General features: G+C 64.4%; 11 protein-coding genes. 5 read left to right on the top strand and 6 right to left on the bottom strand.

The window, feature by feature from the left end:
- Positions 1 to 128 precede the first annotated feature (128 nt).
- Positions 129 to 1,811, top strand: coding sequence for a M48 family metalloprotease (locus WH265_RS08605; RefSeq protein WP_339557972.1), 1,683 nt, complete (start codon positions 129 to 131; stop codon positions 1,809 to 1,811).
- Here WH265_RS08605 and WH265_RS08600 read toward each other — a convergent pair.
- Positions 1,779 to 2,135, bottom strand: a complete 357-nt coding sequence (locus WH265_RS08600) for a phage holin family protein (protein ID WP_339557971.1) — start codon at positions 2,133 to 2,135, stop codon at positions 1,779 to 1,781. The genes WH265_RS08605 and WH265_RS08600 overlap by 33 nt on opposite strands.
- A gap of 80 nt (positions 2,136 to 2,215) precedes the next feature.
- Between WH265_RS08600 and tfpZ the strand changes: the two genes are divergently transcribed.
- Positions 2,216 to 2,974, top strand: a complete 759-nt coding sequence (gene tfpZ, locus WH265_RS08595) for a TfpX/TfpZ family type IV pilin accessory protein (RefSeq protein ID WP_339557970.1) — start codon at positions 2,216 to 2,218, stop codon at positions 2,972 to 2,974.
- A gap of 51 nt (positions 2,975 to 3,025) precedes the next feature.
- Here the strand turns inward: tfpZ and WH265_RS08590 are convergent, their stop codons facing one another.
- Both WH265_RS08590 and WH265_RS08585 read right to left on the bottom strand, forming a co-directional pair.
- Positions 3,026 to 3,466, bottom strand: a complete 441-nt coding sequence (locus WH265_RS08590) for a hypothetical protein (RefSeq protein WP_021026610.1) — start codon at positions 3,464 to 3,466, stop codon at positions 3,026 to 3,028.
- A 67-nt stretch (positions 3,467 to 3,533) separates the two neighbouring features.
- Entirely contained in the window at positions 3,534 to 4,277 is a 744-nt protein-coding gene (locus WH265_RS08585) for a TerC family protein (RefSeq protein ID WP_021026609.1), read from the bottom strand.
- A gap of 468 nt (positions 4,278 to 4,745) precedes the next feature.
- On the opposite strand from WH265_RS08585, the gene WH265_RS08580 reads away from it, so the two are divergent.
- On the top strand, positions 4,746 to 5,174 hold the full coding sequence (locus WH265_RS08580) for a DUF3717 domain-containing protein (protein WP_339557969.1): 429 nt from the start codon (positions 4,746 to 4,748) through the stop codon (positions 5,172 to 5,174).
- Here WH265_RS08580 and WH265_RS08575 read toward each other — a convergent pair.
- Both WH265_RS08575 and purB read right to left on the bottom strand, forming a co-directional pair.
- A complete protein-coding gene (locus tag WH265_RS08575) occupies positions 5,158 to 5,718 on the bottom strand; it encodes a YaeQ family protein (RefSeq protein WP_021026607.1) in 561 nt (186 codons plus the stop codon). The two genes, WH265_RS08580 and WH265_RS08575, sit on opposite strands and share 17 nt — an antisense overlap.
- 136 nt (positions 5,719 to 5,854) lie before the next feature.
- Positions 5,855 to 7,234: an adenylosuccinate lyase gene (gene purB / locus WH265_RS08570; RefSeq protein ID WP_116926070.1), complete on the bottom strand. Its 1,380-nt coding sequence runs from the start codon at positions 7,232 to 7,234 to the stop codon at positions 5,855 to 5,857.
- A gap of 158 nt (positions 7,235 to 7,392) precedes the next feature.
- Here purB and WH265_RS08565 point away from each other — a divergent pair, with 158 nt between their 5' ends.
- Entirely contained in the window at positions 7,393 to 8,016 is a 624-nt protein-coding gene (locus tag WH265_RS08565; RefSeq protein WP_339557968.1) for a glutathione S-transferase family protein, read from the top strand.
- A 514-nt stretch (positions 8,017 to 8,530) separates the two neighbouring features.
- Here the strand turns inward: WH265_RS08565 and glnE are convergent.
- On the bottom strand, positions 8,531 to 11,266 hold the full coding sequence (gene glnE / locus WH265_RS08560; protein ID WP_339557967.1) for a bifunctional [glutamate--ammonia ligase]-adenylyl-L-tyrosine phosphorylase/[glutamate--ammonia-ligase] adenylyltransferase: 2,736 nt from the start codon (positions 11,264 to 11,266) through the stop codon (positions 8,531 to 8,533).
- Positions 11,267 to 11,387: 121 nt separating this feature from the next.
- On the opposite strand from glnE, the gene WH265_RS08555 reads away from it, so the two are divergent.
- Positions 11,388 to 15,554 carry a YhdP family protein gene (locus WH265_RS08555; RefSeq protein ID WP_339557966.1) on the top strand — a complete coding sequence of 1,389 codons (4,167 nt, stop codon included), beginning with the start codon at positions 11,388 to 11,390 and terminating at the stop codon, positions 15,552 to 15,554.
- Positions 15,555 to 15,575 lie beyond the last annotated feature (21 nt).

Genomic DNA, 15,575 nt, shown 5'->3' with positions numbered 1-15,575 from the left:
CTTGATGGCAAGGAGCCCGCTCTGGCCACCCTCTGGCTTGATTCAGATTCAGCATCTGCTGCCGCACGGAATTTTGAATGAATACATGGTTTTTTAAACGCACAGCATGTGCCCTGCTCGCGGCCCATATGGCTGCAGTGGCCGCCCTGGCCCCCATGCAGGCGCGGGCCGACACCAGTTTGCCGGCAATGGGCGAGGGCGCCGAGATGACCACCAGCGAGGAGCGGCGCCTGGGCGATGACATTGCGCGCGAGATCTACCGCGATCCGCAGTTTCTGGATGATGCGATCCTTTATGAATATGTCAACGGCATCTGGCAGGAGCTGATGCTGGCGGCGCGCCAGCGCGGCACCATGACGTCTGAACTGCAGGAGCGCTTTGCCTGGCAGGTGATGCTGATCCAGGATGCCACCGTGAACGCCTTTGCACTGCCTGGTGGTTTTATGGGCGTGCAGACCGGCCTGGTCGGCGTGGTCAGCAGCCGCGACGAGCTGGCCTCGGTGCTGGCCCACGAGATGAGCCACATCACCCAGCGCCATATTGCGCGCATGCTGGCCCGCCAGTCGCGCATGACGCCGGTGATGATTGCCGGCATGATTTTGGGCGCGTTGGCGGCCAGCAAGAACCCGGCTGCGGCCCAGGCGCTGATGGTGGGCAGTTCGGCCGCGGCCATCCAGTCGCAACTGAACTTCTCACGCGATATGGAGCGCGAGGCAGACCGTACCGGCATGAGCCTGATGCCGCCTGCCGGCTACTCGCAAGCGGGTTTTGTCAGCATGTTCGAGAAGCTGCAGCAAGCCAACCGCATGAACGACAATGGCAGCTGGCCGTATTTGCGGACCCACCCGCTGACGACGGAGCGCATTGCCGACATGCAGTCGCGCTTGCCCGCTGGTGCTGCACGCAAACCGCAGGACACGGGCATGGTGGCGCAGATGATGTCGGCCCGGGCGCGCATGCTGTCCAAGCCTGAGCCCCAGGTATTGCACCAATGGGTGCAGCTGACCACGGCGGCCGATTTTGCCAACCGCTCATTGGACCAGCGCGCGAGTGTCTGGTATCTGGCTGCCATGTCGCACAACCAGCTGGGGCGCCATGCGGAGGCCCTGGCTGCGCTGGACCAGCTCGATGCCACCGTGCAGGCCCACCCCGATGCGATGCGCCAGGCGCAGCTGTTGCGTGCTGATCTGGCATTGCGCAACCGCCAGCCGCAGGATGCGTTGGCGGCGCTGGCCAAGATCCAGCCGCTCAAACCCCCGCCCAGCAAGGCGGGCAGCACCTCGGTGACGGTCAGCAATGCGATGACTGGCCTGGTCAACGAAGCGGTGATTACACAGGGCTCGGACAAGTCACTGAGCATCCAGGACAGCAGCCGCGATGTGCTGCTGCCGGAGGTCAAGGCGGTGGTGGGGGATGATGCCGGCCAGAGCAGTGACCGGCCAGAGCTGGTGCTGGCTGCGCAAGCCCTGGCACAGCTGCCTGCCACGGGTTTGACGGCCTATGAAGGCGTATTGCGCCAGACCAGCAGCCGCCTGCAGACCCTGGTGGTGCAGTGGCCCAAGGATGCAGGGGCCTGGCTGGCGCTGTCCTGGGTGCTGCGCCAGCAGAACCAGCCGCTGCGCTCCATCCGTGCGGAGGCCGAAAGCCGGGCCGCGCAGTATGACTATGCCGCTGCGGTAGACCGCCTGCGCGCCGGCCAAGATATGGCGCGCAACAGCCCGAACCGCAACGACTACTACGAGGCCTCGATCATCGACACCCGCTTGCGCGAGATGCAGTCACTTGCCAAGGAGCAGGCGGCTCGTAAGTGATTCGATGACCAGGCTGATGATGGAGTAGAGCACCGAGCCGATCAGCGCAGCCCAAAAGCCATGCACTACAAAGCCGCTGCCAGCGATGCCGGACGCGGCCCAGAACATCAGCGCGTTGATGACAAAGATGAACAGGCCCAGGGTCAGTATCGTCACGGGCAGGGTCAGCACGATCAGCACAGGGCGCACTATCGCATTGCACAGCCCTATCAGCAGCGCTGCAATCAGCGCCGCGCCAAAGCTGCGGATTTCCACTCCACTGTAGAGGTAGGCGACACAGAGCAGGGCGACTGCGGAGAGCAGCCATTTGAGCAGGATCTTCATGCGGACATAGCTTACTGCATAATTTCGCGCAGGTCATGTGCAGAAGACAGACGCGCAGGGCCTATAAAAAGGGTGAAGGAATGAGGGAAAAATTCAAAGCGGCCGGCATTCATTTTTTAGTAGGCTTGGTGCTTCTCAGTGCCGTGTTCTGCCTGATCTACTTTGTCTGGTACCCGGCGCCTTTCTACCGGCTGTCCGGTGGCCAGGATCTGATGGAGCTGATTTTTGGCGTGGACTTGATTCTGGGCCCGCTGCTGACCTGGGTGGTCTTCAACAAGAAAAAGCCGCTGCGCACCAACTTGTGGGATGTGGCTGTGATTGCCTGTGTGCAGCTGGCAGCATTGGGCTATGGCATCTACACCGTGCTGCAGGCGCGTCCGGTTTTCGTGGGGTTTGAATATGACCGCTTTCGCGTGGTGCATGCCAATGAACCCGATCCGAAAGAGCTGCTCAAAGCCAGAGCAGTGATTCAACGTGGTTTGCCGCTATCAGGTCCTAAGTTACTGGGACTGCGCAAGCCCACAGATCCTGTCGAGAAGTTGAACTCGACCATGCTCGCTTTGGGTGGTGTATCAGAAGCCGCACAAGCCAATCTATGGGTGCCGTATGAGCAGGTGCAATCCGAGGTGCTGGCGCAGGCGCATCCGGTGCAGCGCCTGATCGATCGCTTTCCGACGCAGGCTGACAAGATCCGGCAGTTGCTGGCCGATCACCAACTGGCATTGGACAACGCGGTCTATGTGCCGCTTATTGTCAAGGATGCGTTCTGGACCGTGGTGCTGGACAAGCACCAGTTGGACAAGCCGTATTACCTCGACATCGACTCGTTCGAGAACTGAAACAACAAAGCGCCCGAAGGCGCTTTGTGTTGGGTGGTGGGGCTGACGGCTTTACGCGCCGTCGAGCACCAAGCTGAAGCAGATACCCAGAATGCCCAGCAGCGAGCCCGCCAGCTTGGCAGGGCGTGGCACAAAGTCGGCCGATGGTGGCTCGGAGATGGCCTTGGGGCGGCGCCAGTCCAGCACTTCGGCCTCGGGGTACTCGGCGTGGAGCTGGGCGGTCATTTGCTGCACGCTCACTTCCGAGATATGGGTCGAGACGCGGGCGCGCTGCAGCTGGGTGCTTTGCGGGATCAGGCCCTCAAACAGGTTTTTGGCCCACTTGTTGCGCCACTTTTCGAGGGTGCTGCGATTGCCCCAGCGGCTGGCCCTGCGGGTGATCTTGGGGGCGCAAGCCACCAGCACCCAGTGCTCGTCGTTGATGGTTGCGCACTCGTTCAAGCGCTGCAGGGCAAAGGCGGCATCATCTACAAAGACTATTTTTACGTTCATCCAAGTGGCCTAAGTGGGGCTGGCAGCGTGGGGCTGCCAGCATTGGTGGTAGAGGGCGGGTATGGGCTTAGTGTACGTTGGCCGCCGGGAGTTCCTTGGCTTTTTTGCTGGCCAGCCATTTGCCCAGCACCAGCACGACCAGTGCGCCCGCCGCAGCGGCTGCATAGTGCAGGGTTTTGCTCTGGTCGATCTTGAACATCCAGGTCCACTTGTCGGGGTTGGCAAACACGGGGTCAGAGACCAGCATGCCGCCCGCAATCCAGCCCAGCAGCATGCCGCCGGCGGTGATGACCATCGGGAAGCGCTCCATCAGCTTGATGACCAGCTGGCTGCCCCAGACGATGATCGGGATCGAGATCAGCAGGCCCAGCACGATGAGCAGCATGTGGTGCTCGTCGCCGGCGTTCTGCGCGGCGCCAGCAATGGCGATCACGTTGTCCACGCTCATCACCAGGTCGGCAACGATGATGGTCTTGATCGCGGCAAACAGGCGGTCGCTGCCTTGGATGTTGCCATGGTCTTCGTCTTCAGGCACCAGCAGCTTGACGCCGATCCAGAACAGCAAGATGGCGCCGACAAACTTCAGGAAGGGCAGGGCCAGCAGGAACATCGCGAACGCGATCAGGATGACGCGCAAGATGATCGCGCCAGCGGTACCGAAGATGATGCCTTTGCGGCGCAGGTCAGGGGGCAGCTTGCGGCATGCCAGGGCAATCACCACCGCGTTATCACCGCCCAGCAGGATGTCGATGATGATGATTTGGCCCAGTGCAATCCAGAAGGGCGCGTGCGTCAGAAAATCCAAGTCCATGTAAGCACCTAATTTTTGAAAAAGCGGCCCATGCACCATGCACAGACCAGCCAGTGGGGTGTCGTTACAAGTCAGGGAGGCGACGTGGTTCAGCGTTGGCGCCGTGATGGCCAACCGCCGGGCAGTAGCTTCGAAGACCTGTGGTGCGGCACCATGGTTTTCAAAGGTCTTGCTCAGATCATGTGGGCCATGAACCTAACGCGCCGGAAGCCGTGAGGCTTCGTACTGACGACGCATTACATGTCTCTGCGCTTGCCGCTGGCAAGGCATCAACGGGAGCTACTCCCCTTCGTCAGCGCGTATTGGAACACAAACCAAGCGCTTTGGGGTGACAAAGACCGGGCCACTGCACAGAGTATTCCCGCATGTGTGTGTTTGCCCACACCTGTGGATAACAAGCTGTGAACAAGCGGGGGTGCACCGCCGCTTGGCGGTTTCGCCGCCGCAGGGCTATCATCGATGGCAGCTATGGAAATCATCCACCTGACCGATCTGGAAGCAGCCATCAACCACTGGCGCCAGCGTGCGCCCAGTGGCCCTGGCGCATCCTTGGCGCCGCAGGTGGCTGCGCTGGCCAAGGTCTATGCACGGCTGGTCTACCAGCGCAGCGATGGGGTGGATGTGCGCGAGATGGGCGATGCGGCCATGCAGGCCTGGCTGGCCTGGTGGGAGACCACACCGGATACGCCCTGCATCGCCATCTGCTCGACCAGCCAGGGCGATGCGGTCTGCAAGGGCTGCGGCCGCAGCTTTGAGGAGGTGCAGCACTGGCTGGCCTACAGCCCTGTGCAAAAGCGGGCGGTGTGGCGGCGCATCAGCCTGCAGGGCACGGCCTGGCGCTTTAACCGCTATGCCGAGCGGGCGCGTGCCGCAGGCGGCATCACTTCCAGCGAATAGGCTCTACAAAGACGGTGCCCTTGTCGCTGGACAGGGTCAGCTGGCCTTCCTGGATGGTGGCCTGCAGCTGCATGCTGCGCTCGGCCAGATCGGCCAGCGATTGGGACACCTCGGTCGGCAGGCGGAACACCTCGAGCTTTTCCTGGCGCGCGAGCTTGCCTTCCAGGCCCTTCCACCAGATCTCGGCTGCATGGTTGAAGCAGTAGACCAGCATGTGGTCCGACTTGTTGCAGGCCTTGGTGATCGGCTTTTCTTCGGGCTGGCCCACTTCGATCCAGATGCGCTTGGCACCGGTGAAGTCGGTCAGGTGCACATCGGGGTTGTCCGGGTCGGACAGGCCGGCGCCAAAGCCCAAGGTGCCGTCGCCATTGCACAGGTCCTGCAACTGGTGGGCGTTCAAGGCCAGCGCCACCAGCCGCACCATCATGCGCTCGTCGGTTTCGCTGGGGTGGCGCGCCAGGGTCAGGTTGTGGTCGGCGTAGTAGTTGTGGTCGATATCGGCAATCGACAGATTGGCTTTGTAGATCGTGGATTTGATAGCCATGGGGCAGGGTCTGGTGACGAAGCCTGGGCTTCGGGGGTGAATCCGGCGCGCCCGGCTGGCGCGTTGCGCTTGGCCGGGCGGTGAGAGAAAAAAGGCAAGAGGCCAGGGAGCGCCTGGCCTCTTGGGGGGAGCGTACTTAAACGCGCTGGGCCAGCTCGGTGGCCTTGCCGATGTAGCTGGCCGGGGTCATGGCCAGCAGGCGCTCCTTGTCGGCCTGCGGTATCTCCAGGCTGCGGATCAGCTGGTGCAGGTCTTCGGCGCGCACCGTCTTGCCACGGGTGACTTCCTTGAGCTTTTCGTAGGCGCCTTGCACGCCATAGCGGCGCATGACGGTCTGGATCGGCTCGGCCAGCACTTCCCAGGCATTGTCCAGGTCTTCGGCCAGGCGCTCTTCGTTCAGCTCCAGCTTGTTCAGGCCGGTCATCAGCGAGGTGTAGGCCAGGGCGGCATAGCCGGTGGCCACGCCGATGTTGCGCAGCACGGTCGAGTCGGTCAGGTCACGCTGCCAGCGGCTGATCGGCAGCTTCTCCGACAGGTGGCGCAGCAGTGCGTTGGCCAGGCCCAGGTTGCCTTCGGCGTTTTCGAAGTCGATCGGGTTGACCTTGTGCGGCATCGTCGACGAGCCGATTTCACCGGCCTTCAGACGCTGCTTGAAGTAGCCCACCGAGACATAGCCCCAGATGTCGCGCGAGAGATCGATCAGGATGGTGTTGGCGCGGGCGATGCCGTCAAACAGCTCGGCCATGTAGTCATGCGGCTCGATCTGGATCGAGTAGGGCTGGAAAGTGAGGCCCAGGCCCTGGGGCTCGTGCTTTTCCACGACGTTCTTGCTGAAGCTCTCCCAGTCGAACTCGGGCCAGGCCGACAGGTGGGCGTTGTAGTTGCCCACGGCGCCGTTCATCTTGGCCAGCAGCTTGACGTTGGCAATGCGGTCCATCGCCGCTTGCAGGCGCACCACCACGTTGGCCAGTTCCTTGCCCACGGTCGTGGGGCTGGCGGTCTGGCCATGGGTGCGGCTGAGCATGGGCACGGCGGCATACTGGTGCGCCATCTCGCGCAGCTTGAGCACCACGCGGTCCAGGCCCGGCAGGATCACCTGGTCGCGGCCGGCGCGGATTTGCAGCGCATGGCTGGTGTTGTTGATGTCTTCGCTGGTGCAGGCAAAGTGCACAAACTCGGCCGCTTTGAGCAGCTCTGGGCGGGCCTCGAACTTGCTCTTGATCCAGTACTCCACCGCCTTGACATCGTGGTTGGTGGTCTTCTCGATGTCCTTGATCGCCTGGGCATCGGCTTCGCTGAAGTTATTCACCAGGCCGTGCAGGTAGCTGCGTGCACCCTCGGACAGTGGCGAGAACTCGGCAAAACCGGCATCGGACAGCGCGATGAACCAGGTGATCTCCACCTGGACACGGCGATGCATATAGCCAAATTCGCTCATGATCGGGCGCAGGGTGGACAGTTTGGAGGCGTAACGGCCATCCAGCGGAGAAAGGGCGGTAAGGGAAGACAGGCTCATGGGCCGCTATTGTAGAAGCGGGCCGTTTGCCGCGGCTGCAGTCTGGATTTGCCTAATTACAATCGAGAGGTGCAAATGTCCCGTGCGGACCCCCATGCCCATGGCAGCTTGGAGGTCCCTGCGGACCGGATCGACGCCACCTGCCTGAGCCTGAAGCTATGAAATTGCTAGGAAGCCTGACCAGTCCCTATGTGCGCAAGGTGCGCGTGGTGCTGGCCGAGAAAAAACTCGATTACCGCCTGGAGACCCTGGATGTCTGGGGCGACAGGGCCACGATCGCCTCGGTCAACCCGCTGGGCAAGGTGCCTTGCCTGGTGCTGGACGATGGCTCGGTGCTGGTTGATTCGCGGGTCATCGTCGAGTACCTGGACACCTTGTCGCCCGTGGGCCGGCTGATCCCCAGCCTGGGCCGCGAGCGCGCCGAAGTGCGCAGCTGGGAGGCGATGGCCGATGGCGTGCTCGATGCCGCCGTGCTGGCGCGCATGGAATATGCCTTTGCTGGCCGCTCGGCCGAGCAGCGCAGCCCCGCCTGGGTGGAGCGCCAGCTGGGCAAGGTCTGGGCGGGGCTGGACGCCATGGGCAACGGCCTGGGCCAGAAAACCTATTTTGCCGGCACGGGCGTGCACATCAGCCTGGCCGATATCGCCGTGGGCTGCGCGCTGGCCTGGCTGCGCTTTCGCTTTCCCGAGCTGGATTGGGCAGCGCGCCACCCCAACCTGGCACAGCTGCTGGAGCGCCTGGAAGCCCGGCCCAGCTTTGCGGCGACGCAGCCTGAAGGCTGAGGCGCTCCCGAACTGCAGCCCCAAGGCTGAGGCGCTTCCGACCTGCTGGCTCAGGGCTGAGAGGCTCCCGAGCCTGCAGCCACGGGCAGGCTGCGCGCGGGCAAAAAAAGGCCCAGTCGTCTGGACTGGGCCTGGGTATAAAAAAAGTTGCGAAGCGTCCCGAAGTGAATGATAGAGAGGGAGGGAGGAGAAGCACTTCAGGTTTGCAGTCATGCCGAATTGGGCCTGAAAGACTTCGCAACATTAAAAAGGGTCCGTAAAAACTGCGTCTGTCGCCTTTACATGGTTCAAAGAGTGGGCGGGCGTTTTTAAGTTTCCGCCAGCCACCATAAATGTATTGTAAACAAATAAATAATTTGTTTCATTACGTTATCATTCGTCGAATTAATCGCTGAATGATAGGCGATAGTACATCGTTTTGAATGCCGTTGCGCGTAAGTGAATGCTAGCGACGGGTGATCACGCAGTATAAACCCTTATGAATTCCCGAGTTCCATCGGCCTTTTTGCAGGATCTATGCAGTCTGTAACACCGTTGCCCACAGCGCCCGCACCGTCTGCTGCTCTTCCAGCAAGGCCGTCTCAGGCACCTGGGTGGGCGCCTCGTTCAGCCTGGCTAAATGCTGCACACGGCGCAATGCGCGGTAGGCATTCGCACTCGCCTCACCCATGCCTTCGGGCAGCAAACCGGCACTTTCGGCACGCCGCAACAAGGTGATGTTGCCCAGGTTGGGACGCAACTGGGAATTGCAAGCTGAATGCAGCAAAACCAGGTACTGCACGGCAAACTCCACATCCATCATGCCGCCCACGCTGTGCTTGACATCGAACAAGCCAGCGGGCACCGCATGGGCGCTGCGCACGCGCTCGCGCATGGTGGCGATCTCGCTGCGCAGCGCTGGCGCATCGCGCGGGGCGGTGATCACCGCTTCGCGCACCGCATCAAAGCGGGCCGCCAGCGCAGGGCTGCCCAGCACAAAGCGGGCGCGTGTCATCGCCTGGTGCTCCCAGGTCCAGGCGGTGTTGCTGCCGCGCTGCTGCTGGTAGTTGGCGTAGGAGTCAAAGCTGGTGACCAGCAGGCCGGAGTTGCCGTTGGGGCGCAGCGCGGTGTCGATCTCGAACAGGTCGCCTTCGCCGGTCTTGACGGTGAGCCAGCTGATGAGCTTGCGCACAAAGGCCGAATAGACCTCGGGTGCGCGTTCGTCGTCGTCATCGAAGACAAAGACGATGTCCAGGTCGCTGCCGTAGCCCAGCTCCTTGCCGCCGAGCTTGCCGTAGCCGATGATGCCGAACTGCGGCTCGGCGCGGTGCGCGCTCTTGAGCCGGCCCCAGCACCAGCGCGTGGTCACGCGCAGCACGGCATCAGCCAGTGCCGACAGGTCATCGGCCACCTGCTCGACGGTGATCTGCTGCTCGATGTCGCGCGCCAGGGTGCGGAAGGTCTCGGCATGGTGGGCGCGGCGCAGCAGGTTCAGCAGGTTCTCGTCGTCGTCTTCGGCGGTGGATTGCAAGGCGGCACGGCGCCGCTCCAGATCCGCCTCAAACTCCTGCGGGTTGAAGCGCTCATGCATCAGCGCATCGCTGGCCAGCTCGTCGATGACGCCAGGGTGCTGCAGCATGTAGCGGGCCGGCCATTTGGCCGCGCCCAGCATGTGCATCAGCTTTTCATGCACGGCCGGGCGTTCCTGCAGCATCGCCAGGTAGCTTTCGCGGCGCAGCAGCGATTCCATCCAGTCGGCAAGCCGCACCGCGGCGATCTCGCTGACCTGGCCCTGGCTGAGCCACTGGGCCGTGCGTTGCAGCAGCAGCACCAGGCGCCCCAGGCCCGCATCGCTCAGGTAGCTGTAGCGGGGATTGCGCTGCCACTGCAGCACGCGCTCGCGCACTGCCTCGGGCAGCTTGGGCAGTACGGTCTCCAGCTCGGGCGCGCTGGCAGCGGCCCCCTTGGCACCGCCGCATTGGCCGCTCTTGCAGGCCTCGTTGCCGCCCAGCAGCTTGTCAAACTCCTGCGCGACCAGCTCGCGGTGCGCATCGAGCTGGTGCAAGAAGCGGCACTCGTCGTCATAGCCCAGGGTCTGCGCCATCCACCGCAGGTCGTCGTCGCGCGTGGGCAGCACATGGGTCTGCTGGTCGTCCAGGTACTGGATGCGGTGCTCCACCTTGCGCAGAAAGGTGTAGGCCTCGGCCAGGGCCTGCGCGGTCTCGGGCGCCATCAGGTTGGCGCGCTCCAGGCGGGGCAGGGCCTCCAGGGTGGCGCGGCAGCGCAGCTCGGGGAACTGGCCGCCCCGCACCACCTGCAGCAGCTGCACGATGAACTCGATCTCGCGGATGCCGCCGCGCGAGAGCTTGACGTCATTGGCGCGCTCGGGGTGGCCCGCGCTGCGCTTGGCCGCATGCTCGCGGATCTGGCGGTGCAGGCTGCGCAGCGAATCGAAGACCGCGTAGTCCAGGTAGCGGCGGAACACAAAGGGCAGCACCGCGCCGCGCAGCGCCTGCACATTGGGACTGCGGATATCGGCCAGTGGCGCCACGATGCGGCTCTTGAGCCAGGCAAAGCGCTCCCATTCGCGGCCATGGGTTTGCAGGTAGTCTTCCAGTGCCGCGACCGAGATGGCGGCCGGGCCGGAGTTGCCATTGGGCCGCAGCATCAGGTCCACGCGGAAGACAAAGCCGTGCTCGGTGGTCTCGCCGATCAGCTGGTAGATCAGCTTGATCACGCGGATGAAGTACTCATGGTTGCTGAGCTTGCCCCGGCCATCGGGCTGGCCCTGGGTTTCGCCCTCTTGCTCGTAGATATAGATCAGGTCGATGTCGCTGGAGACATTGAGCTCGCGCGCGCCCAGCTTGCCCATGCCGATCACCCACAGCTGCACCGGGTTGCCATCGGCGTCGCGCGGGGCGCCATGGCGGCTGTCCAGCTCGGCCCGCGCAGCAGTGCAGGCGGCATCAAGCGCCAACTCGGCCAGCTCGGTCACGCCTCGGGTGATGGTCTGCAGATCGGCCTGCTCGTCGCAGTCCAGATGCACCAGGCGCTCCATCACCAGCTGGCGAAGAATGCGCAGCGCAGCACCCAGCGCATAGCCCTGGGCCTGCAGTGCAGCCAGGGTCGGGGCCATCGTGGCATGCGTGGGAGGGCCGCTGGGCAGCAGATCGAGCAAACCCTCGTAGCGGCGGTGCAGGCGCTGGACGAAGCGCGAATGCTCAGACAGAGGCAGGCTGGCCTGCGGGGGCGTGATATCCGTGTGTGCCATAGCGCTTTATCGACAATGTCCTGCGGCAGACCTGTTCAAATGCTCACATATGCAACGCGAGCGAGGGACTTGCCGCGGGTCATAATTTCGCTTTCCCCTTACTGATTGGACTCGATTGACTGTGCGCGCGCCCCGATTGCTCAAGCTCGCTGCCAAGCTGGTGCAATGGTCGCTGGGCTTATTGCTGGGCTTGGTGCTGCTGATGGCCATGGCCGTGGCGGCGCTGCATTGGTGGATTGTGCCCCGTATCAATGACTTTCGCCCGCAAGTGGAATCTAGGCTATCGCAGGCGCTGGGGGTGCCGGTGCGCATCGACCGCCTGCAGGCCGATGGCAACAACGGCCTGGTGCCTGCGATTGCGGTGCAGGGCCTGCGCATCGCGCAGCCCGATGGCTCTGCCGGGTTTACCCTGGATACGATCCAGGTCGCCCTGTCGGTGCCGTCACTGTTGCGACTGCGGGCCGAGCAGATCGTCATCAACGCGCCGCAGTTGACGGTGCAGCGCGGCGCCGATGGCAGTGTGCGCGTGGCCGGTGTGCTGGTGGAAACATCGCAGAACCAGGACAGCGGCAGTGCCGCCGACTGGCTGTTTCGCCAGCGCGAAGTGCTGCTGCAGGGCGGCAGCATCACCTGGGATGACCAGCAGCGCGGTCTGCCGCCGGTCACCTTCAGCGACGTGCATCTGCTGCTGCGCAACCCCGGCCTGCGCCATGAATGGCAACTGCGTGTGCGCCCGCCCGAGGACTGGGGCGATGCGCTGGAGCTGCGCGGCCGCATGCACCAGCCGCTGTGGGCGCTGCACGATGGCCGCTGGAAACACTGGAGCGGCCAGCTCTACCTGGAGGCGCTCCAGCTCAATGCCGCCGCGATGGCGCCCTACCTGCCGCCGGCGATGGGCCTGCAGCAAGGCCAGGGCTCGGCGCGGCTGTGGCTGGATGTGACGCGCGGCAAGCTCACGAACGGCACGGCCGATGTGGCCTTGCGCGATGTGGGCGTGCGCCGCCAAGCTGCGGCGGCCAGCGATGACAAAACGGCGCAGGGCACGGTGCTGCTGCTGCGCTCGGTGCAGGGCCGCATCGGCGGCGCCGCCGATGACAGCGGCTTTCGCGTGCTGACGGAGAACCTGGCGGTGGAGTCGGCCAACGGCGAGCAATGGCCCGGTGGCAGCGCCCGCATCAACCATGTCTATGCCCAGGGCAAGCAGCCCAGCGAGACGGAAGCCAGCGCCCAGTCGCTCGATATTGCCTCGCTGGCCCAGCTGGCGCGGCTGCTGCCCATTCCCGACGACGCCCGCCAGTGGCTGCAGAGCAACCGGCCCGCCGGCCTGATCCGCAGCGCATCGGCCCATTGGCGCGGTGATATGGATACCTTGCAGGACTGGCAGGTCAAGGCCGATGTGGGCCAACTGGCCTTTGGCATGCCGGCTGCCTCGCCACGCGCCAATGCGGCGCGCGACAGCCATGGCGGCCTGGTGCTGGCTGCCGGGCAGCCGCATGTTGGCCTGCGCGGGCTGGATCTGACGATTGATGCGCGGGCCGGTGGCGGCCAGGCCAAGATTGCCTTTGCCGATGGCGCGCTCTACCTGCCGTCGGTGTTTGAAGACCCGCAGGTCCCCATCACCTCGGCCAGCACCCAGCTGCAGTGGACGGTGCAGGGCGAGCATATCCAGATGCAGTCCGAGCGGCTGGAGTTTGCCAATGCGCATGCGGCCGGCCATGCGCGCTGGTCCTGGCAGACGGCCGACCCGCAGAAGACGGGGTCCCACTCGCGCTTTCCCGGCATCCTGCAGCTCAAGGGCGTGCTCGAGCGGGCCGATGGCACCCAGGTGCACCGCTATTTGCCGCTGCACATTCCGCCCGATGCGCGCCACTATGTGCGCGATGCCGTTCTGGCCGGCCAGGCCAGCAATGTGCAGTTCGAGATCGATGGCGATCTGTGGGAGGTGCCTTTCCCCGATGCGCGCCATGGCCTGTTCCGCATCGTCGCACCGGTGCGCGATGTGCGCTATGCCTATGTGCCCAACTCGCATCTGCACCCCGGCGAAAAGCCCTGGCCGGAGCTCAACCGCCTCTCGGGCGAGCTGGTGTTCGAAGGCAATGGCATGCAGGTGAACAAGGCCAAGGGCATTCTGGACGGCAACCAGCGCATCGTGGTCGACCAGACCAGTGCCCAGATTCCCGACTTCCATGCCACACGCGTGCTTGTCAATGCGCAGGCCAATGGGCCCTTGGCCGATATGCTGGCCACCGTGCGCGGCAGCGCGATCGATGCGCTGACCCAGCAGGCGCTGGCGCAGACCCAGGCCGATGGCGATGCCCAGCTGCAGCTCAAGCTCGACCTGCCGGTGCATGACATGGCCCAGTCCAAGGTCGATGGCAAGGTGCTGCTGCCGGGCAACCGCATCCAGTTCCATGATGACTCGCCGGTGGTCGACAAGGTTACCGGTGCGGTGCAGTTCTCCGAGCATGGTTTTGCGCTGCAGGAGCTGCAGGGCCAGGCGCTGGGCGGCGCGGTCAAGTTCTCGGGTGGCATGGATGTCAGCGGCCTGCCCGCTGGCGCAGACCATGGCCCCCGCCTCAAGGTGCGCGCCAATGGCGTGGCCACGGCCGACGGCCTGCTGCGCGCCAAGGAGCTGGGCCCGGTGGTGCAGCTGGCGCAACTGGCCCAAGGCCAGGCTGCCTACCAGCTGGACATCAGCATGGCCCAGGGCGTGCCGCTGGTGGAGGTGCGCAGTGATCTGGCCGGCATGGCGCTGGCGCTGCCGGTGCCGCTGAAAAAGGCGGCCGACGAAGTCTGGCCAACGCACTTTGCCAGCACGGTGCCGGAGGCGGCGCCTTCAGCGTTGGTGCGGCAGAACATGCAGCTTGATGTGGGGGGGCGGCTGCAGCTGCGCTATGTGCGCGACATCAGCAGTGACGATGCCGTGCCCGACAAGGTGGTCAGCGGCGTGCTGCGCCTGGGTGCTGGCGCGCTGACCTTGCCGGCCAAGGGCGTGATTGCCGAGGTGCAGCTGCCGCAGGTTGATGTGCAGGAATGGCAGGCGCTGGCCCAGCGCCTCAAGGCCATGGCACCAGCCCGTGCGCCCGTGGCAGGGGGTGCGGCGGCCGCAGGCGCGGCCCCTGCGTCGCCCACCGATGGCGACGCCTACGCCGCCTTTTTGCCCGACCACTGGGATATCCGCCTCGATACCCTGCAGGTGCGCGGCCTGGATATCCACGACCTGCACCTGAGCGGCTCGCGCACAGGCGCGCGCTGGCGCAGCCAGGTCAGCTCCAGCCTGCTCGATGGCCAGCTGGAGTACGAGCAGGAGGCCAAGGGCCCCGGCACCATCCGCGCGCGGCTGAGCCAGCTGCGTGTGGGCCAGGAGGGTGCCGACAGCAAGGCAGCCGCCAGCCAGGATGACGCGCTGGGCCAGGAGCCCGGGCAGTTGCCCGCGCTCGATGTGGTGGTGGAGGACCTGCGCTGGCGCCAGCATTCGGTGGGCCGGCTGGAGGTGCAGGCCGTCAACCAGCGCGAAGCGGACAAATCCTGGTGGCAGCTGAAGAACATGGTGCTCTCGAACGATGCCGCCAGCCTGCAGGCCAGCGGCGACTGGGGCGCCAAACGCAGCAGCAGCGGCGGGCGCCGTACCGAGCTGGAGATGCGCCTGGACCTGAAGGACACTGGCGCCTTGCTCGGCCGCCTGGGTATGGCCGGCGTGGTGCGCCAGGGCAAGGGCTCGGTGCAGGGAAGCATCGGCTGGACGGGCAGCCCCGTGAGCCCCGACTACACCAGCATGGATGGCAAGCTGCACATCGATGTCGGCCAGGGCCAGTTTTTGAAGGTCGAGCCCGGTGCGGCCAAGCTGCTGGGCGTGCTCAACCTGCAGGCCTTGCCGCGCCGGCTGACCCTGGACTTCAAGGACGTGTTCAGCGCCGGCTTTGGCTTTGACTTTGTGCGTGGCGATGTGCTGGTGAGCGATGGCCTGGCCTCGACCACCAATATGCAGATGAAGGGCGTGACTGCCGCCGTGCTGCTCGAAGGCAGTGCCAACCTGCGCGATGAAACGCAGAACCTGCATGTGGTCGTCATTCCCGAGCTGAACACCACGACGATGGCCCTGGTGACCACCGCCATCAACCCGGTCATCGGCATTGGCACCTTCCTGGCCCAGGCCTTGTTCAAGGGGCCGTTGACGCAGGCGGTGACCCAGGAGTTCGAGGTCAGCGGCTCCTGGTCGGAGCCCGAGGTCAAGCGCATAGGCCGCAGGCAGGAAGCGGACAGCAACGCCGTCGGCACCCTGCATTGAGCGTCCGGGCTCTGCTGCGCT

Origin of the sequence: Comamonas sp. MYb396 (genome assembly GCF_037479555.1) — a bacterium.
GTDB lineage: Bacteria > Pseudomonadota > Gammaproteobacteria > Burkholderiales > Burkholderiaceae_C > Comamonas.
The sequence above is the reverse complement of the archived record's forward strand: the minus strand, read 5'-3'. Positions and strand labels throughout refer to the sequence as shown.